The sequence below is a fragment of the Paenibacillus sp. 2TAB26 genome, from assembly GCF_052115145.1.
Classification (GTDB): domain Bacteria; phylum Bacillota; class Bacilli; order Paenibacillales; family Paenibacillaceae; genus Pristimantibacillus.
Window position 1 is genome coordinate 133,271 of record NZ_JBFRGC010000003.1, and the last position, 25,858, is coordinate 159,128.

The following is a 25,858-nucleotide window of genomic DNA, read 5'->3' on the forward strand; positions in this document are numbered from 1 at the left end:
GGTTTTTATCATTCGACGACCTTACCATTGTTATTTAAACCAAGCTCCGAACAATGGTAATCGCGCCATATCGTGGCGATCAATGATTTTCATTACGATCATCAAAATTAAATAAATGATTACGCTAGCTGCGCATGCAAGAAGTAAATTTACCCATTCCATGGAGAGCGGTTTATGATTCATCGTAAACCTAGCTGCAGCTCCCATAATAATCATAGAGATGCCAACTTTTACAAAATCAAGCACTTTCATATGGAAGCCGATGAACCGCAATACGCTAATGCCATGCAATAATGTGACGAGTACGATATTGACATTAATTGCGATTAAAGCACCGTATATTCCAAAATCAGCATTCGATGCAAGTTGAACGATGAGAAATAGCTTGACCACCGCACCAATTAATGTGTTAATTAATGCCGTTCCCGGTTTATTTAGTGCTTGGAGTGCTGCTTGCAGTGGAGCCTGCAGATAGATGAAAATGCCAACAGGAGCGATGAGCTGGAGCATCGGAGCTATTTCGGCATGGTTATAAACGATACGGCAAATCGGTTCAGCTAACAAAGCCATAATAACAACAAAAGGTGCGCCTGAAACAAGTGCAAGCCTCATCGATTGATGCAGTCGTTTGTGAATTAACGCATGATCTCCGCGTGCAGCCGCTTCGGATAAGGATGGTACCAAAGAAACAGCAAGTGAGTAGGTTAATGCAGTTGGCAGTAAAAGCAGCGGTATGATCATTCCTTGCAATGCTCCGTATTGCGCAGTGGCGATGCCCGTTGTAATTCCTGCTGCCGCTAAACTCCGCACGGTAAAGATGGATTCCAGCAAGTAGGAGAAGGAGCCGACTAATCGACTGCCTGTAACAGGAATGGATAAGCTAAGTAATTTTCGCAATACAGGAATGTTTTTCCCTGCTTTTTCATCTGGATGACTGAGAGCTTTTTGTTTGATGCGGGATTTGTCTCTGTAGTATTTCCAAAGCAGTACGGCGAGGCCCCCGATCTCTCCAAGCACGGCTCCAAGCATAGCGCCGGCAGCCGCCCATTCAAGTCCATAGGGCAGGAGCATGAAGGAAAATGATAGCGATGCAACAATGCGCAGCAAGGTTTCTACGATTTGAGATACAGCGGTAGGAATCATGTTCTGTTTGCCTTGGAAGTAACCTCGATAAACCGAGGATATGCCAATAATGAGCAGCATAGGCGTCATAACCATAAAGGTGCGGTATACGCGGGCATCCGGCAGCACATGCTTCGTTATCCAAGGTGCAAAAAGAAGCATGAGAGCGGTCAACAATACGCCTAGCGAAGTAACGAGGAGCATAGCCGTTCGAAAAATATACTTTACTCGTTTGGAATCACCTTGCGACTCCGCTTCAGCAATCCATTTGGCAACGGCAAGCGGAATGCCTCCTGTGATGAGGGTTATCATGACAGTTAGAAAAGGATAGCTTAGCTGGTATAATCCAACACCCTCTGCCCCCATAATACGGGGGAGTGCAATGCGAGGAATGAAACCAAGCAGCCTGTTAATTAATCCTGCAGCAAGCAATATCATGGCGCCTTTTATAAAGTTTTGCTTTGTTTGATCCGATCGTTTTGTCATTATGTTGTACCCTCTTCTCTATCATGAAATAACCAAATGCTGCCTGATGCTGATATGAGTCGAAGTCTTTAGACAGGCATGTACTATCATCTTTATGCTCGGCATGTCCAGTTCCATGTCAGTCAATTTATAGATTAGCAATGAAGCGGGCAGGAAAAAGGCAGAGGCACAGCGAATAGATGGGATACAGCTTTATGTCATAAGCTTTTGGGAGGCGCAGCATGGCAGACGAAGAATTAAATCGTATGATCGAGGAGCTATGCAACAGCAAAGCGGAGGAATTTCATCTCATTGGCTACGAACATGTAACGGGTCAAGAGGTTTGGGAATGCGTTAGCCAGAAATATAACAAGTCGGGGCAGCCCGAACTGCATGAATTAGTAAATGATATTTTATCTTTAAAAGTTATGAAATTTATGAATTTCATGACGATAAGCGCATACAAAGGAACCCAATTTTAAATTGACGGTTTCTTTTTTTTTGACTCGATTTTGTCCCGTCTGTATAATAGGAATATTGAGATCATAAGGGGGATTTAGACGTATGTTCGGGAAGAGAATAATTGCCTTCCTTGCGATCGTAGTCATTATGTTTGGCGTTATCGCTTGGACAAGCCCATCGCTAGTGAAAGACGTAAGGCTAGGCCTTGATTTGAAAGGCGGATTTGAGGTTTTGTACGAAGCAACGCCGCTTGAAGGTGGAGAAGCTGTAACACCGCAATCACTAAAGGAAACGGCTAAAAGTTTGGAAAAACGGATTGACGAGCTCGGTATTGTGGAGCCGGAAATTACAACTGAAGGCTCAAACCGTATTCGTTTGAGACTTGCAGGAGTTGCGAACGAGAATGAAGTAAGAGAGATTCTTGCTAAACCAATTAACTTAACGTTCCGCGGACCTGACGGCAAGATCGAGCTGGACGGCAGCGATTTTAAGCAAAATGGCGCAGGTGTTGGTTATGACAACTTAAGCAAACCTTTTGTTACGATCGAACTTAAGGATGCGAAAAAATTCGAGGAAATTACGACACGGTTGATCGGTTCGTACTTAGCGATCTATCTCGATGATAAAGAGCTTTCCAGACCATCCGTAAGAGAACCGATTTCAGGTGGATCAGCGACAATTACAGGTGAATATACCGTAAATGAAGCGAGAGAAATGGCCGATATGATTAACCTCGGTGCATTGCCTCTCAAGCTCACTGAGAAATATACGCAAAGCGTTGGCGCTAAACTAGGACTAGCTTCCTTGAAAGACACCGTTGAGGCGGGTGTTATCGGAACAGTCATTATTTTGATATTCCTTGTTATTTTGTTCCGTATTCCAGGCATTGTAGCTGGTATTACAGTAATTACTTATACTTGGCTCTTGATCGTAGTATTTAACTTAATGAATGCGACCCTAACACTCCCAGGTATAGCCGCCTTTGTGCTTGGTATAGGTATGGCGGTCGATGCGAATATCATCATGTATGAGCGGATTAAGGAAGAGATTCGAAGCGGGAAAAGCTTGCTTTCATCGCTTAAAGCTGGATCGAAAAACTCATTCCGTACCATTATGGATGCGAACATTACGAACATCATTTCAAGTGCAGTATTGTACTTTATCGGTAACGGAGCGATTCGTGGTTTTGCATTAACGATGATTTTCAGTATTTTGGTAAGTATGCTGACAAACATCTTCTTGTCCCGCTTTTTAATTATGCTCCTTATTAAGAGCAACCTGTTTACAAAACCAAGCTACTATGGTGTGAAGGAGGCAGAAATCCGTGAACTTTAATACAAAAATTCGTTATGATTTCATCGGGAACCGCAATAAGTTCTTTCTGTTCTCGATCACGTTAACCGTAATCGGCATCTTGTCTTTGCTTTTTTTCAGCCTTAATTTCGGTGTTGATTTCAAGGCCGGTACGAATATGGATATTTCAGTAGGCAAAGCAGTAACCCAGCAGGATGCGAAAGAAATTCTTGTGAAAGCAGGAATCGAAGGCATCACGCCTACAGTTGGCGGTACAGGTGAAGAACGTGTAACGGCTCGTTTTGACGAAGTGCTTACACAAGCCAAAATTACTGAAATTCAAGACTTATTTAAAGCGAAGTATGGTGATCAAGTATCGGCTGAGGTTAACGTCGTATCGCCGGACATGGCGCAGGAGCTTGGGATCAAAACGATCTGGGCAGTACTGATTGCCAGCGTAGCCATTATGATTTATGTCATGATTCGTTTTGAATGGCGCTTCGCACTAGCTGCGAACATAGCGATTTTGTATGATGCTTTTGTCGTTGTCGCGTTGTTCTCGATATTCCGTCTGGAAGTTGATCTTCCGTTTATTGCGGCGGTGTTGACCACTATCGGTTATTCTATCAATGATAAAATCGTTATTTTTGACCGGATTCGTGAAAATCTTCGGTTTGGTCAATATAAAAACCGTGAGCAGCTCGCTGAGATGGTTAACGCAAGTATCTGGCAAACAATGGCGCGTAATATCTATACTGTATTAGCAGTACTTGTCGTTGCAGTATGTTTGTTCATATTCGGAAGCGAGTCAATCAAGCTATTTGCCCTTGCAAAAATCATTGGTCTTACAAGCGGTGCGTACTCGTCCATTTGTATCGCGAGCCCGCTATGGCTAATGCTAAAAGGCAGACAAAAGCCAAAGGCTGTTGTTAAGAAAACAGCTTAATAATAAGCAGTTGAATGCTTACGAAGTGGTTTTGCATGCGCAAAACCTTTAGGAGGTATAAATGTCAACCACACAGCGATATGTAAAAGCAGAGTCCGCAAGCTGGGCCGGCTTATGGGGAAACATGCTGCTGGCTCTATTTAAAGGTGTAATAGGATGGTTGTCAGGAAGCAAAGCGCTGCTCGCGGATGCATTTCGAACAGCGGCTGAGGTCGCTGCAGGAGTTGTTGCCCTTTCAGGTTTGAGGGCAAGCCGGCAGCGAAAAATGGCAAACCCGGGTGCCAAAGCGGTACCAGTAGATTTAAGAGGAGAGACGGCGACAACGATATTGTTGTCAGTCGTCCTTCTCATCGTTGGGCTCGAAATCGGCATATCTGCCATTAGAGACCTTTCTGATCGTGTAACGAGCGCTCCGCACTGGAGTGCGGCAGTGGCCATCGCGCTTGCTCTAATCGTTCAGCAGCTGTTTTTTCCATCGAAGGATCGAATGACAGGCCTTTATTGTTCAGTCGCAGCATTAGTGGGCGCAAGCGGAGCAATAATTGGTAAAATGTTGAATGTGCCGGTGCTCTATTATTTTGACCCGGCGGCAGCGATCGTTATTGCGGTCATTGTTATCGTAAACGGCTACAGAATGGCTACAGTCTTTATGCGAAAAGATGAACATAGCAAGACTTCAGAGGAAAATCCGGATGAGCTGATGCAGCTTATTCAACGTGTTGATGGAGTCATTACTGTGCAAACCTTGCGAGCGAAAGAGCATGGTCATTATGTCATTGCAGAAATGGTTATTAGTGTAAATCCACGCATTTCTGTTCTTGAGGGTCAAGAGATTGCCAAAAGGGTAAAGCAGCTCGTCATGAAACGTTTTATACATGTCACGGATGTATCGATTTTCGTTGAGCCTTATGATCCTGGTTATCCTTATAAGTCTAATCATGATCCGAATCAGGAGCAGATGCCGACACTGCTGCAATAAGAACAGCAAACAGCAGGAGAGGAGCAAGCAGCATGATTCAAAGGAAGACAAGATGGGCTGTAGCGCCATGGTCTGCTGACGACGAAGCAAAAGCGAAGGATTTGGCAGCGAATCTGAGTTTGCCGCCTCTAGTAGCGAGACTTCTTGTGCAGCGCGGCTTTGATGATACCGAAGCGGCTGAACGTTTTTTGCGAGGCGGAGTGGAGCATTTTCATGATCCCTATTTATTGCTTGGAATGGAGGCTGCCGTTGCACGAATAAAGCGAGCAGCAGCAAGCAATGAGAAAATAAGGATATATGGTGATTACGATGCGGACGGCGTTTCAAGCACATCTTTATTGGTACATTTATTTCGATCATTAAATTATAAATTTGATTATTATATTCCTCATCGTGCTTTGGAAGGTTACGGATTAAACAAAAAAGCGATTGAGCTGGCTGCTGAAGAGGGCATCGGTTTAATTGTTACGGTTGATACGGGCATCAGCGCTGTTGAAGAAATTGATTATGCGAAACAGCTCGGGATTGATGTTGTTGTTACTGATCATCACGAGCCGCCAGAGCAAATCCCAAATGCTGCAGCAGTCGTTAATCCGAAGCAAGAAGGCTGCACTTATCCGTTCAAAGGGCTTGCGGGCGTAGGCGTTGCATTCAAGCTGGCACATGCGTTATTAGAGCGCCCTCCGCTTGAGTGGGCCGACATTGTGAGTCTTGGAACAGTAGCAGATTTAATGCCTCTTAAAGATGAGAATCGTATTTTTGTTCGCTGTGGTTTAGAGCGATTGAAAAATCATGCAGGAGTAGGCTTCCGAGCGCTGGCAGAGGCTGGCGGCATTGAGCTGGACAGCATTACTGCGACTGGCATTGCTTTTGGAATGGCACCGCGCATCAATGCAGCTGGAAGGCTCGATCATGCGAAACGTGCAGTCGAACTGCTCACAACCGACGATTATGACAATGCGATTTTGACTGCAATCGGACTGGACAGTTTAAACAAAGAACGGCAGCGCGTAGTGGAGAGTATCGTGAAGGAAGCCGAGCTGCAGTGGCAGACCAAATGCGACGATGCTGCAGCCGCGAATGCAGCACCTCCGCCAGTTATTGTGCTCTCAGGTGAAGGCTGGAACGTTGGTGTCATCGGTATCGTTGCCTCCAAACTGCTTGAACGCAATTATAAGCCTGTTATTATACTTGGGATAGATGAGCAGACAGGGATGTGTAAAGGCTCTGCACGCTCCATAGAAGGCTTCGACCTGCATGCAGCCCTTACAGCTTGTGACGAGCTGCTCGATCATTACGGAGGACACCAGGCCGCTGCTGGAATGAGTCTTCATCGTGACCGACTATCTGAATTTGAACAGAAACTTGGCGAGCTGGCTGCTGAATGGCTGAGCGCTGACGATTGGATTCCCAAAACGTCTGTTGATCTTGTATGCTCGGTTAGTGAAGCCACTCTCGATACGATTACCGAGCTTTCACAGCTTGAGCCGTTCGGGATGGGAAATCCATCGCCAAGATTGCTGTTTCAGAAGACGGAGCTTGCAGATCGTCGTACGATAGGCAAGGAGTCAAGACACTTAAAGCTATCTCTAGGAAGCGGCCGTCGTCTATTAGACGGTATCGGCTTCAGTATGGGAATGCTAGCAGAAGGATTAAAGCCGGGCAGCAAAATAGATGTTGTCGGCGAATTATCTGTTAATGAGTGGAATGGGCAGCGCAAACCTCAGCTTCAACTGCATGATATGCATTTTGATCCTGCTGCTGTTGAATTTCCAGAGCGCGAGCAATTCGGCAAAGTGTATCAACTGTTGAAACAGCTGGGGCAAGTTCCGCTTCAAGGATTAAATGCTCGCTTATCGAAGCAAAGTGGTTTATCCTTAGAGACGGTTGAGCTTATGCTGGCAGTATTCGAGGAGCTGCAATTTATTAACCGAGACAATGGTTTGATGCATGCAGCAGCCTCACCTCAGAAACGTGATTTAGCTACTTCTGAACGTTACCGAGAAGCAAAAGCACAATTTGAAGCAACACAAATTATAATGAATAGTTAGAAATGGAAAGGGTTGACCTCAAGTGTCCAACACACAATACAACTTCAAAGATTACATCCGGGTAATTCCTGATTTCCCGCAACCAGGTATCCGTTTCAAAGATATTACGACGCTTCTGAAAGACGGAGGAGCATATCGTGCTGCGATTGAAGAGATGCGAGTTGCTGTTCAGGATATGAAAATTGACGTCATTGCAGGACCAGAAGCTCGCGGCTTCGTAGTAGGCGCACCGCTGGCGATTGCGCTAGGCGTAGGTTTTGCTCCGATTCGCAAAAGCGGCAAGCTGCCGGGCGAGACGATTACAGCAAGCTACGACTTGGAGTATGGACAGGATAAACTGGCTATGCACAAGGATGCAATCACACCGGGCCAACGCGTACTCATTGCTGACGATCTGCTTGCAACAGGCGGAACGATCGCAACATCGATCAATTTGATTGAGCAGCTTGGCGGTGAAGTAGTAGGTGCAGCTTTTCTAATTGAGCTTGCATACTTAACTGGCCGTGAGAAGCTTAAAGGAATCGACGTATTCTCACTAATGACTTACTCATAATTCAAGCAGCAAGATTGCTCTATAAAATGACCGCCTATCCCCCTTATTCGCATTTTGCGAGAAGGCCAGGCGGTTTTATTTTATTGCTGGAGGTCTCTGGTAGTTGACGCGGTACTGTGATTACAGGCATAATATTATAAAAACTCGGAAAACGCATGAATGGGATCCGCCAGGAGTGTAATCAGAAAGGGACGTTTCATGGGCATTGAGCATTTACTCGAGAAGGCATCCGCCTATATGAAAGAGCAGGACCTTATACGCATCCAGGAAGCCTATGACTTTGCGGAGCAAGCCCATCACGGACAAGTACGGAAATCGGGAGAGCCATATATTCTGCACCCCGTAGCGGTGGCGGATATTCTTGTTGATATGCAAATGGACGTGCTGTCCATTATCGCAGCATTGCTCCATGATGTCGTTGAGGATACAACTGTTGATTTGCAGACGGTGCGTGCGAAATTTGGCGAAACTTGTGCGATGCTGGTAGACGGTCTAACGAAGCTCGAAAAAATTCAATTTCGTTCTAAAGAAGAGCAGCAAAACGAAAACTATCGTAAAATGTTTGTCGCCATGGCTCAGGACATTCGCGTCATTTTGATAAAATTGGCTGACCGGCTTCACAACATGCGCACGCTGAAGTTCCAATCGGAAGAAGCACAGCGTCGTATCGCTTATGAAACGTTGGAAATATTTTGTCCGATTGCTCATCGCCTCGGAATTTCAGCTATCAAATGGGAAATGGAAGATATTGCTCTTCGTTATTTGAACCCGCAGCAATATTACCGTATCGCCAATCTGATGAAGAAGAAGCGTGCGGAACGCGAGCAGTTTATTGACGATGTCATCTCCCGGATTACCGAGAAGCTCGAAGAAATGGGTATTGAAGGTGATATTTCTGGTCGCCCTAAGCATTTGTACAGCATTTACAAAAAAATGACCGATCGCAACAAGCAGTTTACAGAGATTTATGATCTGCTTGCTATTCGTATAATCGTTGATAATATTAAGGACTGCTATGCTACGCTCGGAATTATTCATACGCTCTGGAAACCGATGCCTGGTCGCTTTAAGGACTATATCGCGATGCCGAAGGCGAATATGTATCAATCGCTGCATACGACCGTTATAGGGCCAAATGGAGAGCCTACAGAGGTACAGATTCGTACTTGGGAAATGCATCGCACCTCAGAATACGGAATTGCGGCACATTGGGCTTACAAAGAGGGTTCGCTTGTACCAGGCGGCAACTTTGAAGATAAAATGTCATGGTTCCGAGAAATCTTAGAGCTTCAGCATGAAGCGCGCGATGCGTCGGAGTTTATGGAGTCGCTAAAAATGGACTTCTTTGCCGATCTCGTATTTGTATTTACGCCTAGCGGTGAAGTCATTGAACTGCCAGCTGGTTCTGTACCGCTTGATTTCGCCTACCGGATTCATACGGAAGTGGGCAATCGAACGATTGGCGCAAAGCTGAACGGTCGAATTGTGCCGCTTGACCATAAGCTCAAAACCGGGGATATTGTTGAAATATTAACGTCGAAGCATTCTTATGGACCAAGTCAGGATTGGGTGAAAATTGCGCAGTCCTCACACGCTAGAAGCAAAATTCGGCAATGGTTCAAGAAAGAGCGTCGCGAAGAAAATGTAGCAAAAGGCAAGGATCTGCTTGAGCGTGAGCTGAAGCGAATAGGACTTGAGCCTTCCGCATGGCTGCAGGAAGATAAGCTGCAGGAGGCTGCCGCGAAGTTCGCATTTAACGATATTGAGGATATGATGTCCGCAATCGGCTTTGGTGGAATTACGGCTGCACAAATTTGCACGAAGCTTACCGAGAAGATGCGCAGAGAGGCCGAACTGGCAAGCCAGATTGAGCTTACAAGCGAAATCAAGGAAATAAAATCGCCGGGCAATCGCAAATCACGTCCGAATCAAGGCGTGACTGTGAAGGGCATCGACAATTTGCTCGTTCGTTTTGCACGCTGCTGCAACCCTGTACCGGGAGACGCGATTATCGGGTACATTACCCGAGGGCGCGGCGTTTCAGTCCACCGAATGGATTGTTTGAACATTCCTTTCGGCGATCAGGGCGAAGAGGGCGAACGCGTAATAGAGGTAGAGTGGGAAGATAATATTGATGCCAATTACAGCGTCGATATCGAAATAACCGGACACGATCGCAGAGGCCTTCTGAATGAAGTGCTGCAGGCGGTATCCGAAAGCAAGACGAACATTTCAGCTGTAACCGGACGTTCTGTAAAAAACAAAATGTCGCATATTCATATGACGGTGCTTATCCGCAATGTCGAGCACCTTACTTCGGTTGTTGAGAAAATCAAACGAGTGCAGGATATTTATTCTGTTCAACGGATTATGCAATAAACGTTTTGCTCTTGCGGCATCGAGATCAAAACGAATATCGGAGGTTTTTGAGCAGTGAAGGTTGTTGTACAACGCAGTAAACAAGCAAAGGTAGTCATTGAGGGTGAAACAGTAGGTTCAATTGACTCGGGGCTTGTGCTTCTTGTAGGCATGACGCATGAGGACACAGAAGCGGATGTCAAATGGATGGCTGATAAGGTAGCTAACCTGCGTATTTTTGAGGATGAGTCAGGCAAAATGAATCATTCTATTTCAGATGTTGGCGGGCAGTTGCTTTCGGTCTCACAGTTTACACTGTATGGAGACTGCCGGAAAGGCAGACGCCCTAACTTCATGGCAGCCGCCAGACCCGAGCAAGCAGAGCAGCTGTATGATTTGTTTAATGAGACGCTTCGTTCCACCGGATTGGTCGTGGAAACGGGGCGTTTTGGTGCGATGATGGACGTGGAGCTCGTGAATTCCGGGCCTATAACGTTAATTTTGGATAGCCGTATTTAACTAAGGCAACGCGGGAAACAATATAGTGTAGGCTGTGCACGCATCATTAGAAGCTTGTACAAGCAGTATGCCATATTGGAGGTAAACCGCGAATGCACCAATCACGCAAGGAACAAGGGATGGAACGATCATCTCGCAGACTGCTTCATTCCGATCGCAGAGAAGCTAAAATTTTTGCAGAGCTTGAGGAAGATATGGAAGCAGCGGAGGAGTGGGCGGGTTTCCCGCAGCACCCGCGCCGCGATAATTCGGGTCAACTATAGCATAAGCATACCGCCGCCCAAGCCGAGAGCTGGGGCGGTTATCTTTTGAAATAAACAAATGGAGAAAATAGCATCTACACAAAGTATCCATTAAAACGCTTTCGAAATTGTAATATTACTGTAATCAATCTCTAACTTTTTTTTAATATCATTGACCTATAATAGAACTCGACCCCCTTTTTAAAATATATTTTACTTTTGGACCTACAAATACGTTTTGTAGGTTTTTTTCTGCCTATTTTAAACAGGATGGCGTTGCTTGGGCAGTTCGATCTTGACTTTAATCTTAGTCAGAGGTAAAATTAGTCCTCAGTATAGATATGGATTCGTTGATGGGACAAAGTAATTCTACGCCTTATATTCAGAGAGGGACGTCACTTGGCTGCAAGCGTCCTTATATTGGCAGAATGAACAGACTTCCCGGAGAACAGACGGTGAACGGTAGATGGCAGCAAGCAATTAGGCTTGCAGCTAACGCACAGTAGCTGGACTGCGGATGACGGACGTTAACCGTCTTTGAGCGAGCCGAACGCATAGGATGCAGGCTCGAAATGTGGGTGGTACCACGGGAGATTCACTCTCGTCCCTTATGGCGCAAGCTATTAGGAACGGGAGTTTTTTGCGTTTTCCGAAATTTAACCCGTTTATTATGAGGGCAGGAGGGGTTATTCAATGGCATTTCAGAAAATGCCGGGCACACAGGATATTTTGCCTGGCGCGGTAGAGAGATGGCAGTATGTGGAGCAGAAGGCTCGAGATATTTGTCAGCGTTATAATTTCAGGGAAATTCGTACGCCGATATTTGAATCCACTGAGCTGTTTCAACGGGGCGTCGGTGAAACGACCGACATCGTTGAGAAAGAAATGTATACCTTCACAGACCGCGGCAATCGCAGTCTGACGCTTCGTCCGGAAGGAACTGCAGGCGTTGTGAGGTCTTACGTAGAGAACAAGCTTTACGGCGAGCCAGACGTGTCTAAATTGTATTATATCGGTCCGATGTTCCGTTATGAGCGCCCGCAGGCAGGCCGTTATCGCCAGCTGCATCAATTTGGCGTTGAGGCTATCGGTTCGGTTGATCCTGCTATAGATGCAGAAGTCATTGCTTTAGGCTATACCTTTTATACGGAGGTTGGTCTAAAAGGCGTACGGGTTGAAATTAATTCCGTCGGAACTCCGGCTGTTCGTGCTGTTTTCCGTGATCGCCTGCTAGCTTTCCTAGAGCCTAAGCGTGAGCTGCTCTGCAAGGATTGTCAATCACGGATGGATCGCAATCCGCTTCGCGTACTCGATTGCAAAGTCGATCAAGAGCATTTTACGGATGCGCCATCTATTTTGGACAGCTTGGACGAGGAGTGCCAAATTCACTTTGATAAAGTGAAAATGTATTTGAGTGATATGGGCATTCCTTATGAAATTAATCATCGCCTTGTACGCGGACTCGACTACTATACCCATACGGCCTTTGAATATAAGGCAGAAGGAATTGGTACGATCGATACTGTCGGCGGAGGCGGTCGTTATAACGGCCTTGTATCGGAAATCGGCGGTCCTGAACAGCCGGGTGTCGGTCTTGGCTTAGGTCTTGAAAGAACGATTTTGCTGCTTCAGCATCAAGAAACGGAATTGCCTGTTTTTAATCAAATCGACGTGTATGTCGTTGCGTTAGGCGAAGCTGCGGAGCGCGAGGTAACCAAGCTCGTATACCAGCTAAGACAGCAAGGCATACGTGCAGAGCGTGATTATCTTGGCCGTAAGATGAAGGCGCAAATGAAGTCGGCAGACCGTCTTCAAGCCCGTTTTACAGCTATACTAGGCGACGATGAGCTTGAGCGCGGCGAGATTTCCTTGAAAGACATGACAAAAGGCGAACAGCGTGTTGTTGCACTGAATAAGCTCGCTGAAGAAATTAGTCGTTCGTTTGCTACACAAAAATAAATCTAACTAAACGAGGAGAATGAACACAATGTTGTTAAAAACACATCACTGCGGCCGCTTAACGAAAGCGGACGTTGGTCAATCAGTTATTCTAAACGGCTGGGTACAACGTCGCCGCGATCTTGGCGGTGTCCTATTTATCGATCTTCGCGACCGTTCTGGTATTGTACAAACGGTATTTAACCCAGATTTCTCAGGTGACGCACTGGCGATCGCTGACCGTGCTCGTAATGAGTTCGTCCTTGCCATTCAAGGAACAGTAGTGGAGCGCGATGCTGAAACTTACAACGCTAACCTTGCTACCGGTGAAATTGAAGTTCGTGTTACAAAAATTGAAGTGTTGAACGCTGCCAAAACGCCTCCATTCCCAATTGAGGATGGCGTAGAAGTAGACGAGTCGCTTCGCTTGAAATATCGTTACCTTGACCTGCGTCGTCCAGAAATGCAAAAAACGTTGTTGCTTCGTTCGAAAGCAGCAAAGGTTTTCCGCGATTTCCTAGACGGAGAAGGCTTTATCGACGTAGAAACACCAATTTTAACGAAAAGCACGCCTGAAGGCGCGCGTGATTACTTGGTGCCAAGCCGTGTGCATGAAGGTGAGTTTTTTGCATTGCCGCAATCGCCGCAAATCTTTAAGCAGCTTCTAATGGTTGGCGGTATTGAACGCTACTACCAAATCGCTCGCTGCTTCCGCGATGAGGATCTTCGTGCAGACCGTCAACCGGAATTCACGCAAGTCGACATCGAGACTTCTTTCCTTTCGCAAGATCAATTGCTTGCTATGATGGAAGAGCTGACAGCTAAGCTTCTGAAAGAAACAGTTGGCGTAGAGCTTGAGCTTCCGTTCCAACGTATCACTTATGCAGATGCAATGAACAAATACGGCTCCGACAAACCGGACCTTCGTTTTGACCTAGAAATTAAAGATATTACCGATATCGTTTCAACTAGCGATGTAAAAGTATTCGCAAGCGTTGCAGCAGGCGGCGGCGTTGTTAAAGCGTTGAACGCTAAGGGCTGTGCAAGCTGGAGCCGCAAAGAGCTTGATGACTTGCAGCCGTTCGCTGCTCGTTACGGCGGTAAAGGGCTAGCTTGGATTACGGTGAAGGATGGCGAATGGCGCGGGCCGATCGTTAAATTCCTTAAACCGGAAGAAATTGCGGCTCTTACAGAGCGTCTGCAAGTGGAAGACGGAGATTTGCTGACTTTCTCTGCTGATAAGAAAAAAGTGGTTTGCGATGTACTTGGCAACCTGCGTTCTAAGCTTGGTAAAGATCTAGGCTTGATCGACGAATCGAAATTCAAGTTTGCTTGGGTTGTAGACTTCCCATTGCTTGGATGGGATGAGGATGCGAAGCGTTATGTTGCAGAACACCATCCGTTCACGCGTCCGAATGAAGACGACCTTCATTTCTTCGATACGGATCCAGGTCAAATTCGCGCACAAGCATACGATCTAGTTCTGAACGGTTATGAAGTTGGCGGCGGCTCCATGCGTATCTACAAGCGTGAAGTACAAGAACAAATGTTCAAAGCGCTTGGCTTTAACGCGGAAGAAGCACAAGAGAAATTCGGCTTCTTGCTGGATGCATTTGAATATGGAACGCCTCCACACGGCGGTATTGCTTTTGGTTTCGACCGTCTGGTGATGCTGCTTACAGGCCGCACGAATTTGCGTGAGACGATTGCATTCCCAAAAACGGCAAGCGCAACAGATCTTCTCTGCGATGCGCCGTCCGAGGTCGAGCTTTCGCAGCTTGAGCAATTGCATATCCGTACAGTTCTTAAACCGAAGCAACCAGTTGCAGCAGCAACTGCAGCAACAGAAACTAGCGAAAAATAAGCAATCAATACGAAGGAGGCGGCGGCCGGATGCTTCACCAATTTTCACGAACAGAGCTGGCTATTGGGCCAGAGGGGCTAGCGCTAATGAAGGGGAGCACGGTTGCCGTGCTCGGCATCGGAGGCGTTGGCGGCATTGCAGCTGAGGCGCTTGCACGCACCGGAGTTGGACGTATTATACTCGTTGACAAGGACGTTGTAGATATTACGAACGTTAATCGTCAGATACATGCGCTCACAACAACAGTGGGGCAAGTAAAATCAGAGCTAATGCGCGATCGGATTAAGCTGATTAATCCTGAATGTGATGTCATTGCCCTGCGTATGTTTTATACGGAAGAAACATTTGAACAGTTTTTCGAGTACCCGCTTGATTATGTTGTGGATGCGTCCGATACGATTTCGTATAAGATTCATTTGATCAAGCAATGTCTCGAAAGAAAAATTTCGATTATTTCTAGTATGGGCGCAGCAAATAAGATGGACCCGACGAAATTTCAGGTTGTCGATATTTCGCAGACACATACCGATCCTTTAGCAAGGGTTATCCGTACTAAGCTTCGTAAGGAAGGCATCAAACGCGGCGTTAAGGTAGTATTCTCAACGGAGCTGCCAATGAAGCCGCGTGAGGATGTTACGAAAAAAATCGTTCCCGAGAATGCGCCTGACATTCGCAAAGCGAAGCAGCCTCCGGCCAGCAATGCATTTGTTCCGCCGGTAGCGGGGCTGATCATGGTTAGTGTCGTCGTGAAGGATTTGCTTGCTGCTGGCGGCATTGAGGTGTAAACGATAACTGTCGGTAAGCTGGTGAGAGGCCATAGATCTCCACTCGACAAATAAGAAGCAAAACAATAGCCGATTTGAAAAAAAGCGTATTCAGCTTTTTTACGAATCGGCTATTTTATATGATGCTAGCATAAAAAGGAATGAACTTGCTTCCAATTTGTCTGAAATACAAAATAAATCGATTCAACACTTTACATAGCAACAGAAAAGACAGCGAAGCCGTGGACGCTTCGGCGATTAGCATACAAGCACATCATTTCTGGCGAACAAATGTGCTTGTATGCTATGATCGGAGTAACAGATGGCAGAAGGTTGGGGAGCAGAATGGATTTATTTTCATATCAAGAGGAAGAAGCGCCTCGCGCCAGGCTGCTTGCAGATCGCATGCGGCCGCAAACATTAGACGAATATATCGGGCAAGAGCATATAGTAGGAACGGGTAAGCTGCTGCGGCGGGCTATTGAAGGCGATCAAGTGTCGTCAATTTTGTTGTATGGTCCGCCGGGCTGCGGTAAAACGACGCTTGCACATATTATATCTTTGCGGACAGCAGGCGAGTTCGTGAAGCTGAACGCGGTAGATGCGTCGGTAAAAGATGTACGTGAAGTTATCGAGCAGGCTCGTACCAACAAAGCGATGTACGGCAAGAAGACGACGCTTTTTCTAGATGAGGTGCATCGCTTTAATACAGCTAGGCAGGATGCGCTGCTTCCTGCTGTCGAGCAGGGCATTATTATTTTTATAGGGGCGACAACAGAAAATCCATTTCATCATGTGAATGGGGCTCTATTGTCACGTTCAACCTTGTTTCAACTCGAAGCGCTTGGCGAGGAGCACGCCTATGAGGCGATGATAAGAGCACTAGCCGATCGTGAGCGGGGTTTAGGCTTTATGGATTTGCAAGTAGATGAGGATGCGCTGCGGCATATCGCTGCAATGGCTGGCGGAGACATCCGCAGGGCGCTTAATGCGCTTGAGCTGGCTGCGGTGACAACGCCGTCTGAGATGGATGGTTCTGTCCGGTTGACGCTTGAGGTGGCTCAAGAGTCCATAAGGAAGCCGTCCATTCGCGCAGACCTATCTACACAATATGATGTGCTGTCGGCGTTTCACAAAAGTGTAAGAGGTTCAAGCGACGCAGCGTTATTTTGGTTTTTATATGCTGTGGAGAAGCTGGGCATGGACCCGATGACGTTTATCCGCAGGCTGATTGTGGCATGCAGCGAAGATATTGGACTTGCTAATCCACAAGCAATGATTCAAGCGGTTACAGCGATGGATGCCTATCATAAGATAGGCTGGCCTGAAGCGAAATATAACATCTCACAAGCGATTCTGTTCGCGGTAGAGAGTCCTAAGTCGAATGCTACTGCCATTGCAATCGGCAATGCAGAGGCGGCAATCGAGCGAGCAGGCGGTGCAGAGGTACCGCTGCATTTGCGCGACACCCACTACAAAGGGGCGCAGCAGCTTGGCCACGAGGGGTATCAATATCCGCATGATTTCCCGAACCATTATGTAAAGCAGCAATATTTGCCGAATACGCTTGGGGGAATGACCTTTTATAAGGCTACCGAGCAAGGGATGGAAGATAAAATAAGGCAAAATCAGCAAAAACGCCAAGGTAAATGATAAGAAAATTAATAAAAAAAACTCCTGCTAATTTGATGGAGGTAAGCTCATTCCTAAGCTTACCTCCATATTAGCAGGAGTTTTTCTTGTTATTCTTTTAAGCAATCGCAAACATCAGGCCGAAATAGCCGAATACCACTGTCAAAATACCCATTACAAAAGCTGGCATAAGCTTATTTACGCGATACATCCAAAGCAGACCGACCGCCATTAGTGCAGCTGCCGCAAGCATAAGCAGGCACTCCATGTTCAGCGTGAATTTCAAGCTGATGTCAGGGCTGAAGTTTCCTTTGTAAATTGAAGTGAAAAATGGAGAAGGTGATTCCGATTGCAGTGTCTCCTTCACCTTATGCGGTGGTGCTTGCTGACCAAGCACACCTGTGGCTGCAAGCACGAGCAAAGCAATGAAGCTTTCTGCTTTTAGCCAGCGTCTTGGATTGAAATTCGGATTGGTTTTTGCTATTTTTTTGTATCCGAAGCCATTTGAGAAAGCAAACAGCAGTAGAGGCAAAATCAGTAGATGTTTAATCAGCAGCATCTGACCGTAGGGAAGCATCCATGAGTTTACATATTCTGGAGTTGTGAATGACATAAGCGTAATGCCGGCAAGAAGAGTTACAACAACAGAAACGATGGCTACTGGCGAAAACCAACGCAGAAATGCATTCCAATTGGCATCGTCTTTGGAAAACCAACTGATCACAAACAAAATGCCGATCCATACGCTGACTGCGAGAAAATGAGCAGAATGTGTAATTAAACCTTTAAATCCATACAAGGATGAAGCATGTCCTGCATAACCCAGCCACACAATTAGCAAAAAGGTAACAAACAAAGCTACCTTAGGCATATGCTTATCGCCCCGGAATGCTTTAAGCCCTAGTAGAAAAGCGAGTCCAGCTGATCCGATGGTTGTCCATACCCACGCTTTGCCTGTATTAACATCGAGCAGGATGCTCTTTAAAATAGCGCCGTAGCTCATGTCAAAATCTTTGGCAAATACGATAGCAAGCTTATGAATAGGAACGTAGGATAAGAACGGTATTGCTACTGCGCATGCGAGCAGCAGGCCATGCGGTACATGAACGGAAGGCCTTCTGTCCTCCGGTACAAGCCGCAATAGAAAGGTGCCCGTTAAAATGGCGAAGCAAATGTATAGAAGGCCTTCGCTGATATAGATCATTATTTGCGCCTCCGCATGAATAAGAGAACTGCTGCTACGATAATGACACCGATAACGACATAAGGAGTATAGTTTGTCCCAGCATCATTAGTTGTAGCTTCACTGCTTCCTCCGTCAGTATTAGTGCTAGCATCAGGAGAAGGAGTAGGAGCCGTTGTCTCTGCTGGTGCTTCAGTAGCTGTAGCTGTTGGTTCTTCGCTTGGTTGTTCAGTAACAACAGGCGCTTCTACAGTAAACGAATAATCGCCTTCCACCGAATGACCATCCGCTCCGATAATGACCCACTTAACTGTATAAATACCATTAGGCAAAGCATTAGGTACTGATCCGGTCATTGTCATGCCGTCAACCTCGACCTTTTCTTTTTCCATTTCCTCGCCAGCAGCATTTAATATTTTAAAATTACTAAGCTTCTCGATCTTTGTGTTAAATGTCATCTCTATACGCTCTGGTGAGGCAGCGACCGTCGCATCTCGCGCAGGCACCGCGCTTTCTAGTTTGGAATGGGCCATCGCTACGCCCGGAACGAGCCATAGAGCGGCAAGAAAAATAAGCAATATTCGTTTCATTTTTAAACCTCCTACATATTTTTGTAACGAGCCTACTTAGTAAGCTCATTGCATTATAACAGATTCCAATTCGCTGTTGCGCCAAATAAAATGATCAATTCATTGCGGCTTAGTGAACATTTGTTGAAGATCGTTTGATGCTTCCTATAAAAAACGCTTAGAAAGACTGGAAATCCGCGTATAAGTGCTAGCCTATGGCGAATAGACATAATTACAGTCTTGAGAGCGGTATGGCTCGTATGCTTTACCGTTTGACGCGGCGGTTTGTCATCTAGGAGAGATCTCACACTACACAAAGATTGCCGTATCTTTGTTCCAAAAGGAGGTGCACCTGTCATCGCATCCCGTTTCATTTCTTGCGGAGGACAGGAATCCAGTGATTGACCCATTACCGACCAGCTTGTCTCTGCTGCTTATTTTTGTTTTTATCATGATGAACAGTTTTTTTGTTGCTGCCGAGTTTGCAATGGTGAAGGTAAGAGGAAGCCGCTTAGATACAATAATCGCAGATGGTGATTCGAGAGCAAAGCTTGCCTCTCATATGACAGGCAATTTAGATGCTTATTTATCTGCGTGCCAGCTTGGTATTACGCTTGCTTCGCTTGGCCTCGGATGGGTTGGCGGTCCAGCTATTGCAAATGTGATCAAGCCTGCTATGGCTTTCATCGGCATTCGCAGTGAATGGTTTGTTCATACCTTTTCATTTTTGCTTGCCTTTATTCTCATTACGATGCTGCAAATAGTACTTGGAGAGCTGGCGCCAAAAACGATTGCAATCCGCAAAGCTGAATCCATTACGCGATTGACAGCGTTGCCGCTCGTTTGTTTTTATAAGATTATGTTTCCCTTTATTTGGTTATTTAACGGGGTAGCCAATTTGCTTCTTAGAAAAATTGGAATTGAGCCTGTGACCGAGAAGGATTCGGCGCACACGGAGGATGAAATTCGGATTTTGATGAAGGAGAGCCACAAAAACGGTTTAATAGATAATATGGAGCTAACGCTTGTTGATAACATTTTTGATTTTGCCGAGACGAATGCGCGTGAAATTATGATTCCTCGAACAGAAATGATATGCCTGAATACAAGCTGCACTTTAGCCGACAATAAAAAAATTGCGCTGGAGCAAATGCTGACGCGTTATCCGGTTTGTGAGAATGACAAGGACAATATCATTGGGTTCGTGCATATCAAGGATTTACTGAAGGACACGATGCACAATCTGCAGGATATAAGGCAAATTACGAGACCGATTACGACAGTACCCGAATCGATGCAAATTAGTACACTACTGAAGCTGATGCAAAAACGAAAGTCGCAAATTGCTATTTTGATTGACGAGTACGGCGGCACTTCCGGCTTAGTAACGCTGGAGGATATTATGGAGGAAATCGTCGGCGAAATTCAAGATGAATTTGACGAGGAACGAGAGCCTCTTGAGAAAAAAGACGACAATACCTACTCCATTAGCGGTCTCATGCTGATCGAGGAAGTCAACAGCTTCTTCAATCTCGATATCGAAACGGATGATTATGATACAATCGGGGGCTGGATGTATTCCAAAATAAACATACCTCCTGTCAATAATCAGCGTGTCGATCACGCTGGAGAATATGAATTCATTATTGAAGAGACGGATCATCTTCGGATCTCCAGGCTTCTGATTCGAAAGATTGGCGAGAGAAAAAAAGGACAGAACGGCCAATATTTTGGCTGAAAATGAACGTTTTAATCAAAAAAGCTGCCTAATGCATCATTAGCGGATGCTTCAGGCAGCTTTTCGTGTTGTTATGCTCGCTTTGCAAAATCAGCAGCAGGATCGACTTTCTTAACTTTATCGATCGTGCCTCCGCCAAGGCAAACGTTGACGTCGTAGAGTACGACAGCTTGTCCAGGTGTAATGGCTTTCTGAGGCTTGTCAAACACGATATGCGCGTTTCCATCTTCGCCAATCGTTACGCTGACGCCTTGATCGGGCTGGCGATAACGGAATTTGGCGGTGCAGCGAATGGTATCTCCGCTTTTTACTGGTAGAATCCAGTTCATTCCAGTTGCCGTCAAGCTCTCAGAGTAAAGGCTGGCATGCTGCTCTCCCTGTACAACATAAAGAATGTTTTTCTCCAAATCCTTGTCCGCTACGAACCAAGGCTCGCCGGAACCTGATCCGCCAATGCCAAGTCCTTGGCGCTGGCCGAGCGTGTAATACATCAGTCCGTCGTGACGACCTTTTTTCTCGCCGTTTCTAATATCAATCATATCGCCGGCTTGAGCGGGAAGATAGCCGCTAAGGAAGGTTTTGAAATTGCGTTCCCCGATGAAGCAAACGCCTGTGCTGTCTTTTTTCTTAGCGGTATAAAGGCCAGCTTCTTCAGCAATTCGGCGTACTTCAGGCTTCGGCAGATGCCCAATCGGGAACATCGCTTTAGCCAGCTGCTTCTGATTAAGAGCACTAAGGAAGTACGTCTGATCTTTATTTGAATCGACTCCGCGAATGAGCTTCGTTGTGCCATCCTCGGTACGTTCTACTTGAGCATAATGGCCTGTTGCCAAATAATCCGCTCCAAGCTCCAAGGCGCGCTGCAGGAAGTCGCCAAATTTAATCTCGCGGTTGCACATAACGTCTGGGTTAGGCGTACGCCCGCGCTTGTACTCATCTAGAAAGTAAGTGAATACCTTGTCAAAATATTGCCGTTCAAAATTCACGGTATAGTAGGGAATGCCAATTTGTTCACATACGCGGCGTACATCTTCAGAATCCTCTTCCGCCGTGCAATGACCGAATTCATCGGTATCATCCCAGTTTTTCATAAAAATGCCGACAACGTCATACCCTTGCTGCTTTAGCAGCAGTGCAGTGACGGAGGAATCGACGCCGCCTGACATCCCGACGACAACTCTTGTCGAAGCTTTTGGTTTTTCCATCGTAAACACCACCTTGCTTGAATCAAACATTTATTATTGTAACATAGGCTGCAAACTTTTTCATGAAGATGTCAACCTTTTTGCACACTCCGCCCGCTCGATATGTTAACATATAAGTGAAATGGGAATACAGAGAATTAACAACCAATGAGGAAGACACAATCATAAATCAATACTAAAAACAATAAAAGAGGTGCCACTTTGAAAATATCGACGAAAGGCCGTTATGGCTTAACAATTATGATGGAGCTTGCGGCTAAATTTGGTGAAGGCCCGACTTCGCTCAAGAGTATCGCTGAACGAAATCAGCTTTCCGAGCACTATTTGGAGCAATTAGTAGCACCCCTTAGAAATGCTGGTCTTGTGAAAAGTATTCGCGGAGCTTATGGCGGTTATATTTTATCGAAGGATCCGGAAACAATTACGTCTGGGGATATTATTCGAATTCTTGAAGGCCCGATTTCGCCTGTAGACTTTACAGAAGAAGACGATCCGGCTAAACGTCAGCTTTGGCTGCGCATTAGAGACAGTATTGCAGAAGTATTAGATTCGACTACGCTTGCAGATCTAATTAATTTCGAAGATGCTGGCAAACCTGATAGCTATATGTTCTATATTTAAGGAAGCCGACCTATGACAAATCATTATTTTGATCATGCCGCCACTACACCTATGCATCCGAAAGTCATCCAAGCGATGCTTGAGGTAATGCAAGGCTCCGGCGGCAATTCGTCTAGTATGCATGCTTTTGGAAGAGCGGCCAAGCATCAGTTAAATCGATCACGAGATCTCATTTCAGCAGCAATAGGCTGCAAGCCGGGACAATTATTATTTACCTCAGGTGGAACGGAAAGCGATAATGCCGCTCTAATTGGGGCTGCTAGAGCACAGCGTAAACGAGGCAAATCACATATTATAACTTCAGCGGGTGAACATCACGCTGTTCTTCATACATGCGAATGGCTGGTTAAGGAAGAAGGTTTCTCCCTAACCGTACTACCTATTGATAGCTTTGGACGAACATCACCAGAGCTTGTTCAAGAAGCCATGACCCCAGAAACAGGCCTTATTAGCATCATGCATGGAAATAACGAGGTTGGAACGATTCAGCCGATTGAAGAAATAGGGCGCATAGCTAGAGCTGGCGGTGCTGTTTTTCATGTGGATGCAGTTCAAGCTTTGGGCTCATTCGAGTATAGGCTCAATGAGCTGCCAGTTGATTTGATGAGCTTCTCCGCCCATAAGATCAACGGTCCTCAAGGTGTTGGCGCACTTTATGTGGCTAACGGTACGCCGATTGACGCTCTACAGCATGGTGGATCTCAAGAGAGAAAGCGGCGTGCAGGGACAGAAAATATTGCGGGGATCGTCGGGTTTGCTGCCGCAGTTGACATTTGTGTGAACGAGCGAGAAAATAAGCAACTTTTTATGGACGAGCTTCGTAAGAGATGGATAGAACTGCTTCACAACCATGTTGAAGTGCCTATCGTTATAAATGGCTCGGAGCAGCACTATTTGCCGCATATCGTAAATATCAGCTTTATTGGTGTCGATACGGAAACGATGCTCATGAATTTGGATATGGAAGGTATCGCAGCAGCAAGCGGTTCTGCTTGTACCTCCGGCGCGCTTGAACGCTCACATGTACTTCGAGCAATGCAATTGCCCGAGGAACAAATTAATTCTGCTGTAAGATTTAGCTTTGGTTTGGGGAATACTTTGGAGGAATTAGAAGATGCCGCACAAAAAGTTGGAACAATCGTGAGGCGTATTCGTAATAACTACTAGGAGGACTCCAGCTAAGCGTGATCAAACTTCAACGGCTTATTGGACTACCCGTAATCGTTATCCATTCCGGCAAACTTGTTGGAACTGTCAAGGACGCCTGGTTCGATGAGCATTGGCAGCTGAAAGGGCTAATACTCGATTGTCCCAAGTGGTTTGCTTCCTCCGTAAAAATAGTGGAGTGGACTCACGTGATATCTTGCGGAGAGGACACCGTTATTATAGCAAGTGAAGCAGCGATCGTTCGGATGAAGTCGAAGCAATTGCTACGTTCTTATGACACAGGATTAGTGAAATTAAAGGATCTGCCCGTCGTAACTGTACAAGGTATTCAACTTGGCAGAGTGTCGGATGTTTATTTTTACCCAAAAGAGGGTACACAAATAATAGGCTACGAGCTTACGGACGGTTTTGTTTCGGATCTGATGGAAGGGCGCAGATGGCTGAAGGCGCCGAGTGATCCGGATAGCGTATTACTCGGGGAAGACGCGATTATTGTTCCTGCTGTCAGTGAAGCGGAATTGGAGCCTGTCGCAGCTTCCAATTTCAGAGGATAGGGAGAAATGAAAGATGATGAGATGTCCGAATTGTAATTCGAAAGATATCGGAAAGATCGGTTCCCACCAGTTTTATTGCTGGGGCTGCTTCATTGAACTGACGGTTAACGGCGACAAAATGTCGGTTTACCAAGTGGAAGAGGATGGCACGTTAAGCTCACTCGACGACTTGTTCTTTGAGGAAGAAATTACACAAGTTCACGTCAACTGACGTGCGTTGCTATAAACTTGAATATCAAAAGACGGTCTTCGGCCGTCTTTTTTTTTGCTGTTATAGGATGATTTAGGGCGCTTGTACATATACTGAACTAGTTCGGCTTGTCTTGCTAAGAGCGAAGCGGATAAAGAAAGTTCGGGGGTGAGGACGGTGGAGCGCTTTACGAAGAACCGTCTGTTTGTCTGGCTGGTTTACATCATATTGGGTCTGCTTGCGATTTATCTTATGCTGCTTATAAAGCCGCTTATTGTGAACGTATATGTGTTTGTAAAAGCCGTTTTTGCTCCATTTATAATCGCGATGATAATTTCTTATGTACTGAATCCGATCGTTACGATGCTGCATGACCGGAAGGTTCCTAGGACGATTGCCGTGCTGCTCATATATGCAGTGTTTTGTGCAGTCATTACGGTGATTCTCGTTAACTTGATTCCAATGTTCATCGAACAAGTACAGGAAATCAATCGTCATGTGCCTGAGCTTTCCATGCGTGCTCAGAATATCGTCACGGACATTAACAACACTTCTTTTTTACCGGAGAGTATTCGAAGCGGGCTTAATAAGTCACTTTTGCATATGGAAAAAAAGCTGTCGGAGAGTTTGYTCAACTTTGTTAACAATATTGGGTCTATGTTAAATGCAGTGTTTATCGCGTTTATTATTCCGTTTCTCGCCTTCTATATATTAAAGGATTTTGATGTGTTTGAAAGAACGGTCATTACGTATGTACCCAAATCACATCGCAAAAACACGGTCAGGCTGCTTAAAGATATCGATACGGCTCTCGGCAGCTATATTCGCGGACAGTTTTTGGTTTGTATTATCGTTGGCGTTCTTGCTTATTTCGGGTACCTGTTGATCGGCATGCCTTATGCGCTGCTCCTTGCCGGCATCGTTGCGATAACGAATGTCATTCCGTATCTCGGTCCTTTTTTTGGAGCCGCACCTGCAATACTAATGGCATCTACGGTTTCCATTAAGATGGTCATCCTTGTCGCGATTATCAACACCCTGTGCCAAATACTCGAAGGCAACGTAATCTCTCCACAGGTAGTTGGCCGTACGCTCCATATGCATCCCTTGTCGATCATTTTTGCATTGCTGGTCGGAGGGGAGATTGCAGGCATTGTTGGTATGATTTTGGCGGTTCCTATTTTTGCAGCCTGCAAAGTGATCATTCAGCATATGTTCGCCTACTACGTGCGAAGAAAGATTATTTGACAGGCGGATAGGCTGTGGCTATAATTTTAAAATAATCAAGTGTTAATTATAAGGGAATAAATCGTTGATGAAATGAAGTAAGCCAATGCCCGTTAGCCAGAGAGAAAGCTTCTTCGCATTTGCTTTTCGATAAGCAGTCGCGTCGGTTGAGAGAGCTTTTATAACGAAGAGTGGCCGAAAGCTATTTTCGGAGTG

General features: G+C 45.8%; 24 protein-coding genes. 20 read left to right on the forward strand and 4 right to left on the reverse strand.

The genetic code is table 11. From position 1 onward, the window contains the following. Window positions 1–30 precede the first annotated feature (30 nt). Complete coding sequence (spoVB, locus tag AB4Z50_RS03670) at window positions 31–1,608, reverse strand: stage V sporulation protein B (RefSeq protein WP_441875811.1); 1,578 nt, start codon at window positions 1,606–1,608, stop codon at window positions 31–33. A 221-nt stretch (window positions 1,609–1,829) separates the two neighbouring features. Here spoVB and AB4Z50_RS03675 point away from each other — a divergent pair, with 221 nt between their 5' ends. The 14 genes from AB4Z50_RS03675 (at window position 1,830) to AB4Z50_RS03740 (ending at window position 17,209) form a co-directional block, all read left to right on the forward strand. Then, a complete protein-coding gene (locus AB4Z50_RS03675; RefSeq protein ID WP_076270832.1) occupies window positions 1,830–2,069 on the forward strand; it encodes a post-transcriptional regulator in 240 nt (79 codons plus the stop codon). A gap of 82 nt (window positions 2,070–2,151) precedes the next feature. Beyond that, window positions 2,152–3,384, forward strand: a complete 1,233-nt coding sequence (secD, locus tag AB4Z50_RS03680) for a protein translocase subunit SecD (RefSeq protein WP_076270831.1) — start codon at window positions 2,152–2,154, stop codon at window positions 3,382–3,384. Next, window positions 3,374–4,288, forward strand: a complete 915-nt coding sequence (secF, locus tag AB4Z50_RS03685; RefSeq protein WP_076270830.1) for a protein translocase subunit SecF — start codon at window positions 3,374–3,376, stop codon at window positions 4,286–4,288. The genes secD and secF overlap by 11 nt, the downstream gene beginning before the upstream one ends. Before the next feature lie 61 nt (window positions 4,289–4,349). Beyond that, window positions 4,350–5,267 carry a cation diffusion facilitator family transporter gene (locus tag AB4Z50_RS03690; RefSeq protein WP_076270829.1) on the forward strand — a complete coding sequence of 306 codons (918 nt, stop codon included), beginning with the start codon at window positions 4,350–4,352 and terminating at the stop codon, window positions 5,265–5,267. Between the two features lie 32 nt (window positions 5,268–5,299). Next, complete coding sequence (gene recJ / locus AB4Z50_RS03695; RefSeq protein ID WP_441875817.1) at window positions 5,300–7,318, forward strand: single-stranded-DNA-specific exonuclease RecJ; 2,019 nt, start codon at window positions 5,300–5,302, stop codon at window positions 7,316–7,318. A 22-nt stretch (window positions 7,319–7,340) separates the two neighbouring features. Beyond that, the gene (locus AB4Z50_RS03700; protein ID WP_076270828.1) at window positions 7,341–7,871 is read left to right on the forward strand and encodes an adenine phosphoribosyltransferase; all 531 of its coding nucleotides are present in this window, start codon (window positions 7,341–7,343) and stop codon (window positions 7,869–7,871) included. 198 nt (window positions 7,872–8,069) lie between these two features. Then, window positions 8,070–10,250 carry a RelA/SpoT family protein gene (locus AB4Z50_RS03705; protein WP_441875820.1) on the forward strand — a complete coding sequence of 727 codons (2,181 nt, stop codon included), beginning with the start codon at window positions 8,070–8,072 and terminating at the stop codon, window positions 10,248–10,250. 54 nt (window positions 10,251–10,304) lie between these two features. Further along, window positions 10,305–10,748 (forward strand): D-aminoacyl-tRNA deacylase, encoded by a 444-nt coding sequence (gene dtd, locus AB4Z50_RS03710; protein WP_076270826.1) that lies wholly within the window; start codon window positions 10,305–10,307, stop codon window positions 10,746–10,748. A gap of 92 nt (window positions 10,749–10,840) precedes the next feature. Next, window positions 10,841–11,011, forward strand: coding sequence for a hypothetical protein (locus AB4Z50_RS03715; RefSeq protein ID WP_441875823.1), 171 nt, complete (start codon window positions 10,841–10,843; stop codon window positions 11,009–11,011). 320 nt (window positions 11,012–11,331) lie between these two features. Then, window positions 11,332–11,496 carry a hypothetical protein gene (locus AB4Z50_RS03720; protein WP_441875826.1) on the forward strand — a complete coding sequence of 55 codons (165 nt, stop codon included), beginning with the start codon at window positions 11,332–11,334 and terminating at the stop codon, window positions 11,494–11,496. A 187-nt stretch (window positions 11,497–11,683) separates the two neighbouring features. Then, window positions 11,684–12,949 carry a histidine--tRNA ligase gene (hisS, locus tag AB4Z50_RS03725; RefSeq protein ID WP_441875829.1) on the forward strand — a complete coding sequence of 422 codons (1,266 nt, stop codon included), beginning with the start codon at window positions 11,684–11,686 and terminating at the stop codon, window positions 12,947–12,949. A 28-nt stretch (window positions 12,950–12,977) separates the two neighbouring features. Continuing rightward, window positions 12,978–14,792, forward strand: a complete 1,815-nt coding sequence (aspS, locus tag AB4Z50_RS03730) for an aspartate--tRNA ligase (RefSeq protein ID WP_441875832.1) — start codon at window positions 12,978–12,980, stop codon at window positions 14,790–14,792. Between the two features lie 29 nt (window positions 14,793–14,821). Then, on the forward strand, window positions 14,822–15,577 hold the full coding sequence (locus AB4Z50_RS03735) for a tRNA threonylcarbamoyladenosine dehydratase (RefSeq protein WP_441875835.1): 756 nt from the start codon (window positions 14,822–14,824) through the stop codon (window positions 15,575–15,577). A 324-nt stretch (window positions 15,578–15,901) separates the two neighbouring features. Further along, a complete protein-coding gene (locus tag AB4Z50_RS03740) occupies window positions 15,902–17,209 on the forward strand; it encodes a replication-associated recombination protein A (protein ID WP_076270822.1) in 1,308 nt (435 codons plus the stop codon). A gap of 97 nt (window positions 17,210–17,306) precedes the next feature. Here the strand turns inward: AB4Z50_RS03740 and AB4Z50_RS03745 are convergent, their stop codons facing one another. Both AB4Z50_RS03745 and AB4Z50_RS03750 read right to left on the reverse strand, forming a co-directional pair. Further along, the gene (locus tag AB4Z50_RS03745) at window positions 17,307–18,392 is read right to left on the reverse strand and encodes a copper resistance D family protein (protein WP_076270821.1); all 1,086 of its coding nucleotides are present in this window, start codon (window positions 18,390–18,392) and stop codon (window positions 17,307–17,309) included. After that, window positions 18,392–18,961 (reverse strand): copper resistance protein CopC, encoded by a 570-nt coding sequence (locus tag AB4Z50_RS03750; RefSeq protein ID WP_430057775.1) that lies wholly within the window; start codon window positions 18,959–18,961, stop codon window positions 18,392–18,394. Before AB4Z50_RS03750 ends, AB4Z50_RS03745 begins: the two co-directional genes overlap by 1 nt. Window positions 18,962–19,337: 376 nt before the next feature. Between AB4Z50_RS03750 and AB4Z50_RS03755 the strand changes: the two genes are divergently transcribed. Further along, a complete protein-coding gene (locus AB4Z50_RS03755; RefSeq protein ID WP_441875838.1) occupies window positions 19,338–20,678 on the forward strand; it encodes a hemolysin family protein in 1,341 nt (446 codons plus the stop codon). A 71-nt stretch (window positions 20,679–20,749) separates the two neighbouring features. On the opposite strand, the gene mnmA is transcribed toward AB4Z50_RS03755, so the two are convergent. Then, window positions 20,750–21,883: a tRNA 2-thiouridine(34) synthase MnmA gene (gene mnmA / locus AB4Z50_RS03760; RefSeq protein ID WP_441875841.1), complete on the reverse strand. Its 1,134-nt coding sequence runs from the start codon at window positions 21,881–21,883 to the stop codon at window positions 20,750–20,752. A gap of 201 nt (window positions 21,884–22,084) precedes the next feature. On the opposite strand from mnmA, the gene cymR reads away from it, so the two are divergent. From cymR to AB4Z50_RS03785, 5 genes are all read left to right on the forward strand, one after another. Continuing rightward, a complete protein-coding gene (cymR, locus tag AB4Z50_RS03765; RefSeq protein ID WP_054027272.1) occupies window positions 22,085–22,504 on the forward strand; it encodes a cysteine metabolism transcriptional regulator CymR in 420 nt (139 codons plus the stop codon). Window positions 22,505–22,516: 12 nt separating this feature from the next. Next, window positions 22,517–23,671, forward strand: coding sequence for a cysteine desulfurase family protein (locus AB4Z50_RS03770; protein WP_339207912.1), 1,155 nt, complete (start codon window positions 22,517–22,519; stop codon window positions 23,669–23,671). A gap of 17 nt (window positions 23,672–23,688) precedes the next feature. Further along, on the forward strand, window positions 23,689–24,225 hold the full coding sequence (locus AB4Z50_RS03775; protein WP_083682557.1) for a PRC-barrel domain-containing protein: 537 nt from the start codon (window positions 23,689–23,691) through the stop codon (window positions 24,223–24,225). Between the two features lie 13 nt (window positions 24,226–24,238). After that, window positions 24,239–24,436: a hypothetical protein gene (locus AB4Z50_RS03780; RefSeq protein ID WP_054027275.1), complete on the forward strand. Its 198-nt coding sequence runs from the start codon at window positions 24,239–24,241 to the stop codon at window positions 24,434–24,436. A gap of 156 nt (window positions 24,437–24,592) precedes the next feature. Next, window positions 24,593–25,663, forward strand: a complete 1,071-nt coding sequence (locus tag AB4Z50_RS03785; RefSeq protein WP_441875846.1) for an AI-2E family transporter — start codon at window positions 24,593–24,595, stop codon at window positions 25,661–25,663. Window positions 25,664–25,858: the final 195 nt, after the last annotated feature.

What these genes read in the sequence shown, in the direction of transcription:
- AB4Z50_RS03740 (WP_076270822.1), top strand. Translation starts at nt 15,902, where the DNA reads ATGGATTTATTTTCATATCAAGAGGAAGAAGCGCCTCGCGCCAGGCTG.
- secD (WP_076270831.1), top strand. Translation starts at nt 2,152, where the DNA reads ATGTTCGGGAAGAGAATAATTGCCTTCCTTGCGATCGTAGTCATTATG.
- AB4Z50_RS03745 (WP_076270821.1), bottom strand. Translation starts at nt 18,392, where the DNA reads ATGATCTATATCAGCGAAGGCCTTCTATACATTTGCTTCGCCATTTTA.
- AB4Z50_RS03690 (WP_076270829.1), top strand. Translation starts at nt 4,350, where the DNA reads ATGTCAACCACACAGCGATATGTAAAAGCAGAGTCCGCAAGCTGGGCC.
- AB4Z50_RS03715 (WP_441875823.1), top strand. Translation starts at nt 10,841, where the DNA reads ATGCACCAATCACGCAAGGAACAAGGGATGGAACGATCATCTCGCAGA.
- hisS (WP_441875829.1), top strand. Translation starts at nt 11,684, where the DNA reads ATGGCATTTCAGAAAATGCCGGGCACACAGGATATTTTGCCTGGCGCG.
- spoVB (WP_441875811.1), bottom strand. Translation starts at nt 1,608, where the DNA reads ATGACAAAACGATCGGATCAAACAAAGCAAAACTTTATAAAAGGCGCC.
- recJ (WP_441875817.1), top strand. Translation starts at nt 5,300, where the DNA reads ATGATTCAAAGGAAGACAAGATGGGCTGTAGCGCCATGGTCTGCTGAC.
- AB4Z50_RS03770 (WP_339207912.1), top strand. Translation starts at nt 22,517, where the DNA reads ATGACAAATCATTATTTTGATCATGCCGCCACTACACCTATGCATCCG.
- mnmA (WP_441875841.1), bottom strand. Translation starts at nt 21,883, where the DNA reads ATGGAAAAACCAAAAGCTTCGACAAGAGTTGTCGTCGGGATGTCAGGC.
- aspS (WP_441875832.1), top strand. Translation starts at nt 12,978, where the DNA reads ATGTTGTTAAAAACACATCACTGCGGCCGCTTAACGAAAGCGGACGTT.
- AB4Z50_RS03750 (WP_430057775.1), bottom strand. Translation starts at nt 18,961, where the DNA reads ATGAAACGAATATTGCTTATTTTTCTTGCCGCTCTATGGCTCGTTCCG.
- AB4Z50_RS03735 (WP_441875835.1), top strand. Translation starts at nt 14,822, where the DNA reads ATGCTTCACCAATTTTCACGAACAGAGCTGGCTATTGGGCCAGAGGGG.
- AB4Z50_RS03720 (WP_441875826.1), top strand. Translation starts at nt 11,332, where the DNA reads ATGGATTCGTTGATGGGACAAAGTAATTCTACGCCTTATATTCAGAGA.
- AB4Z50_RS03780 (WP_054027275.1), top strand. Translation starts at nt 24,239, where the DNA reads ATGATGAGATGTCCGAATTGTAATTCGAAAGATATCGGAAAGATCGGT.
- AB4Z50_RS03705 (WP_441875820.1), top strand. Translation starts at nt 8,070, where the DNA reads ATGGGCATTGAGCATTTACTCGAGAAGGCATCCGCCTATATGAAAGAG.
- AB4Z50_RS03675 (WP_076270832.1), top strand. Translation starts at nt 1,830, where the DNA reads ATGGCAGACGAAGAATTAAATCGTATGATCGAGGAGCTATGCAACAGC.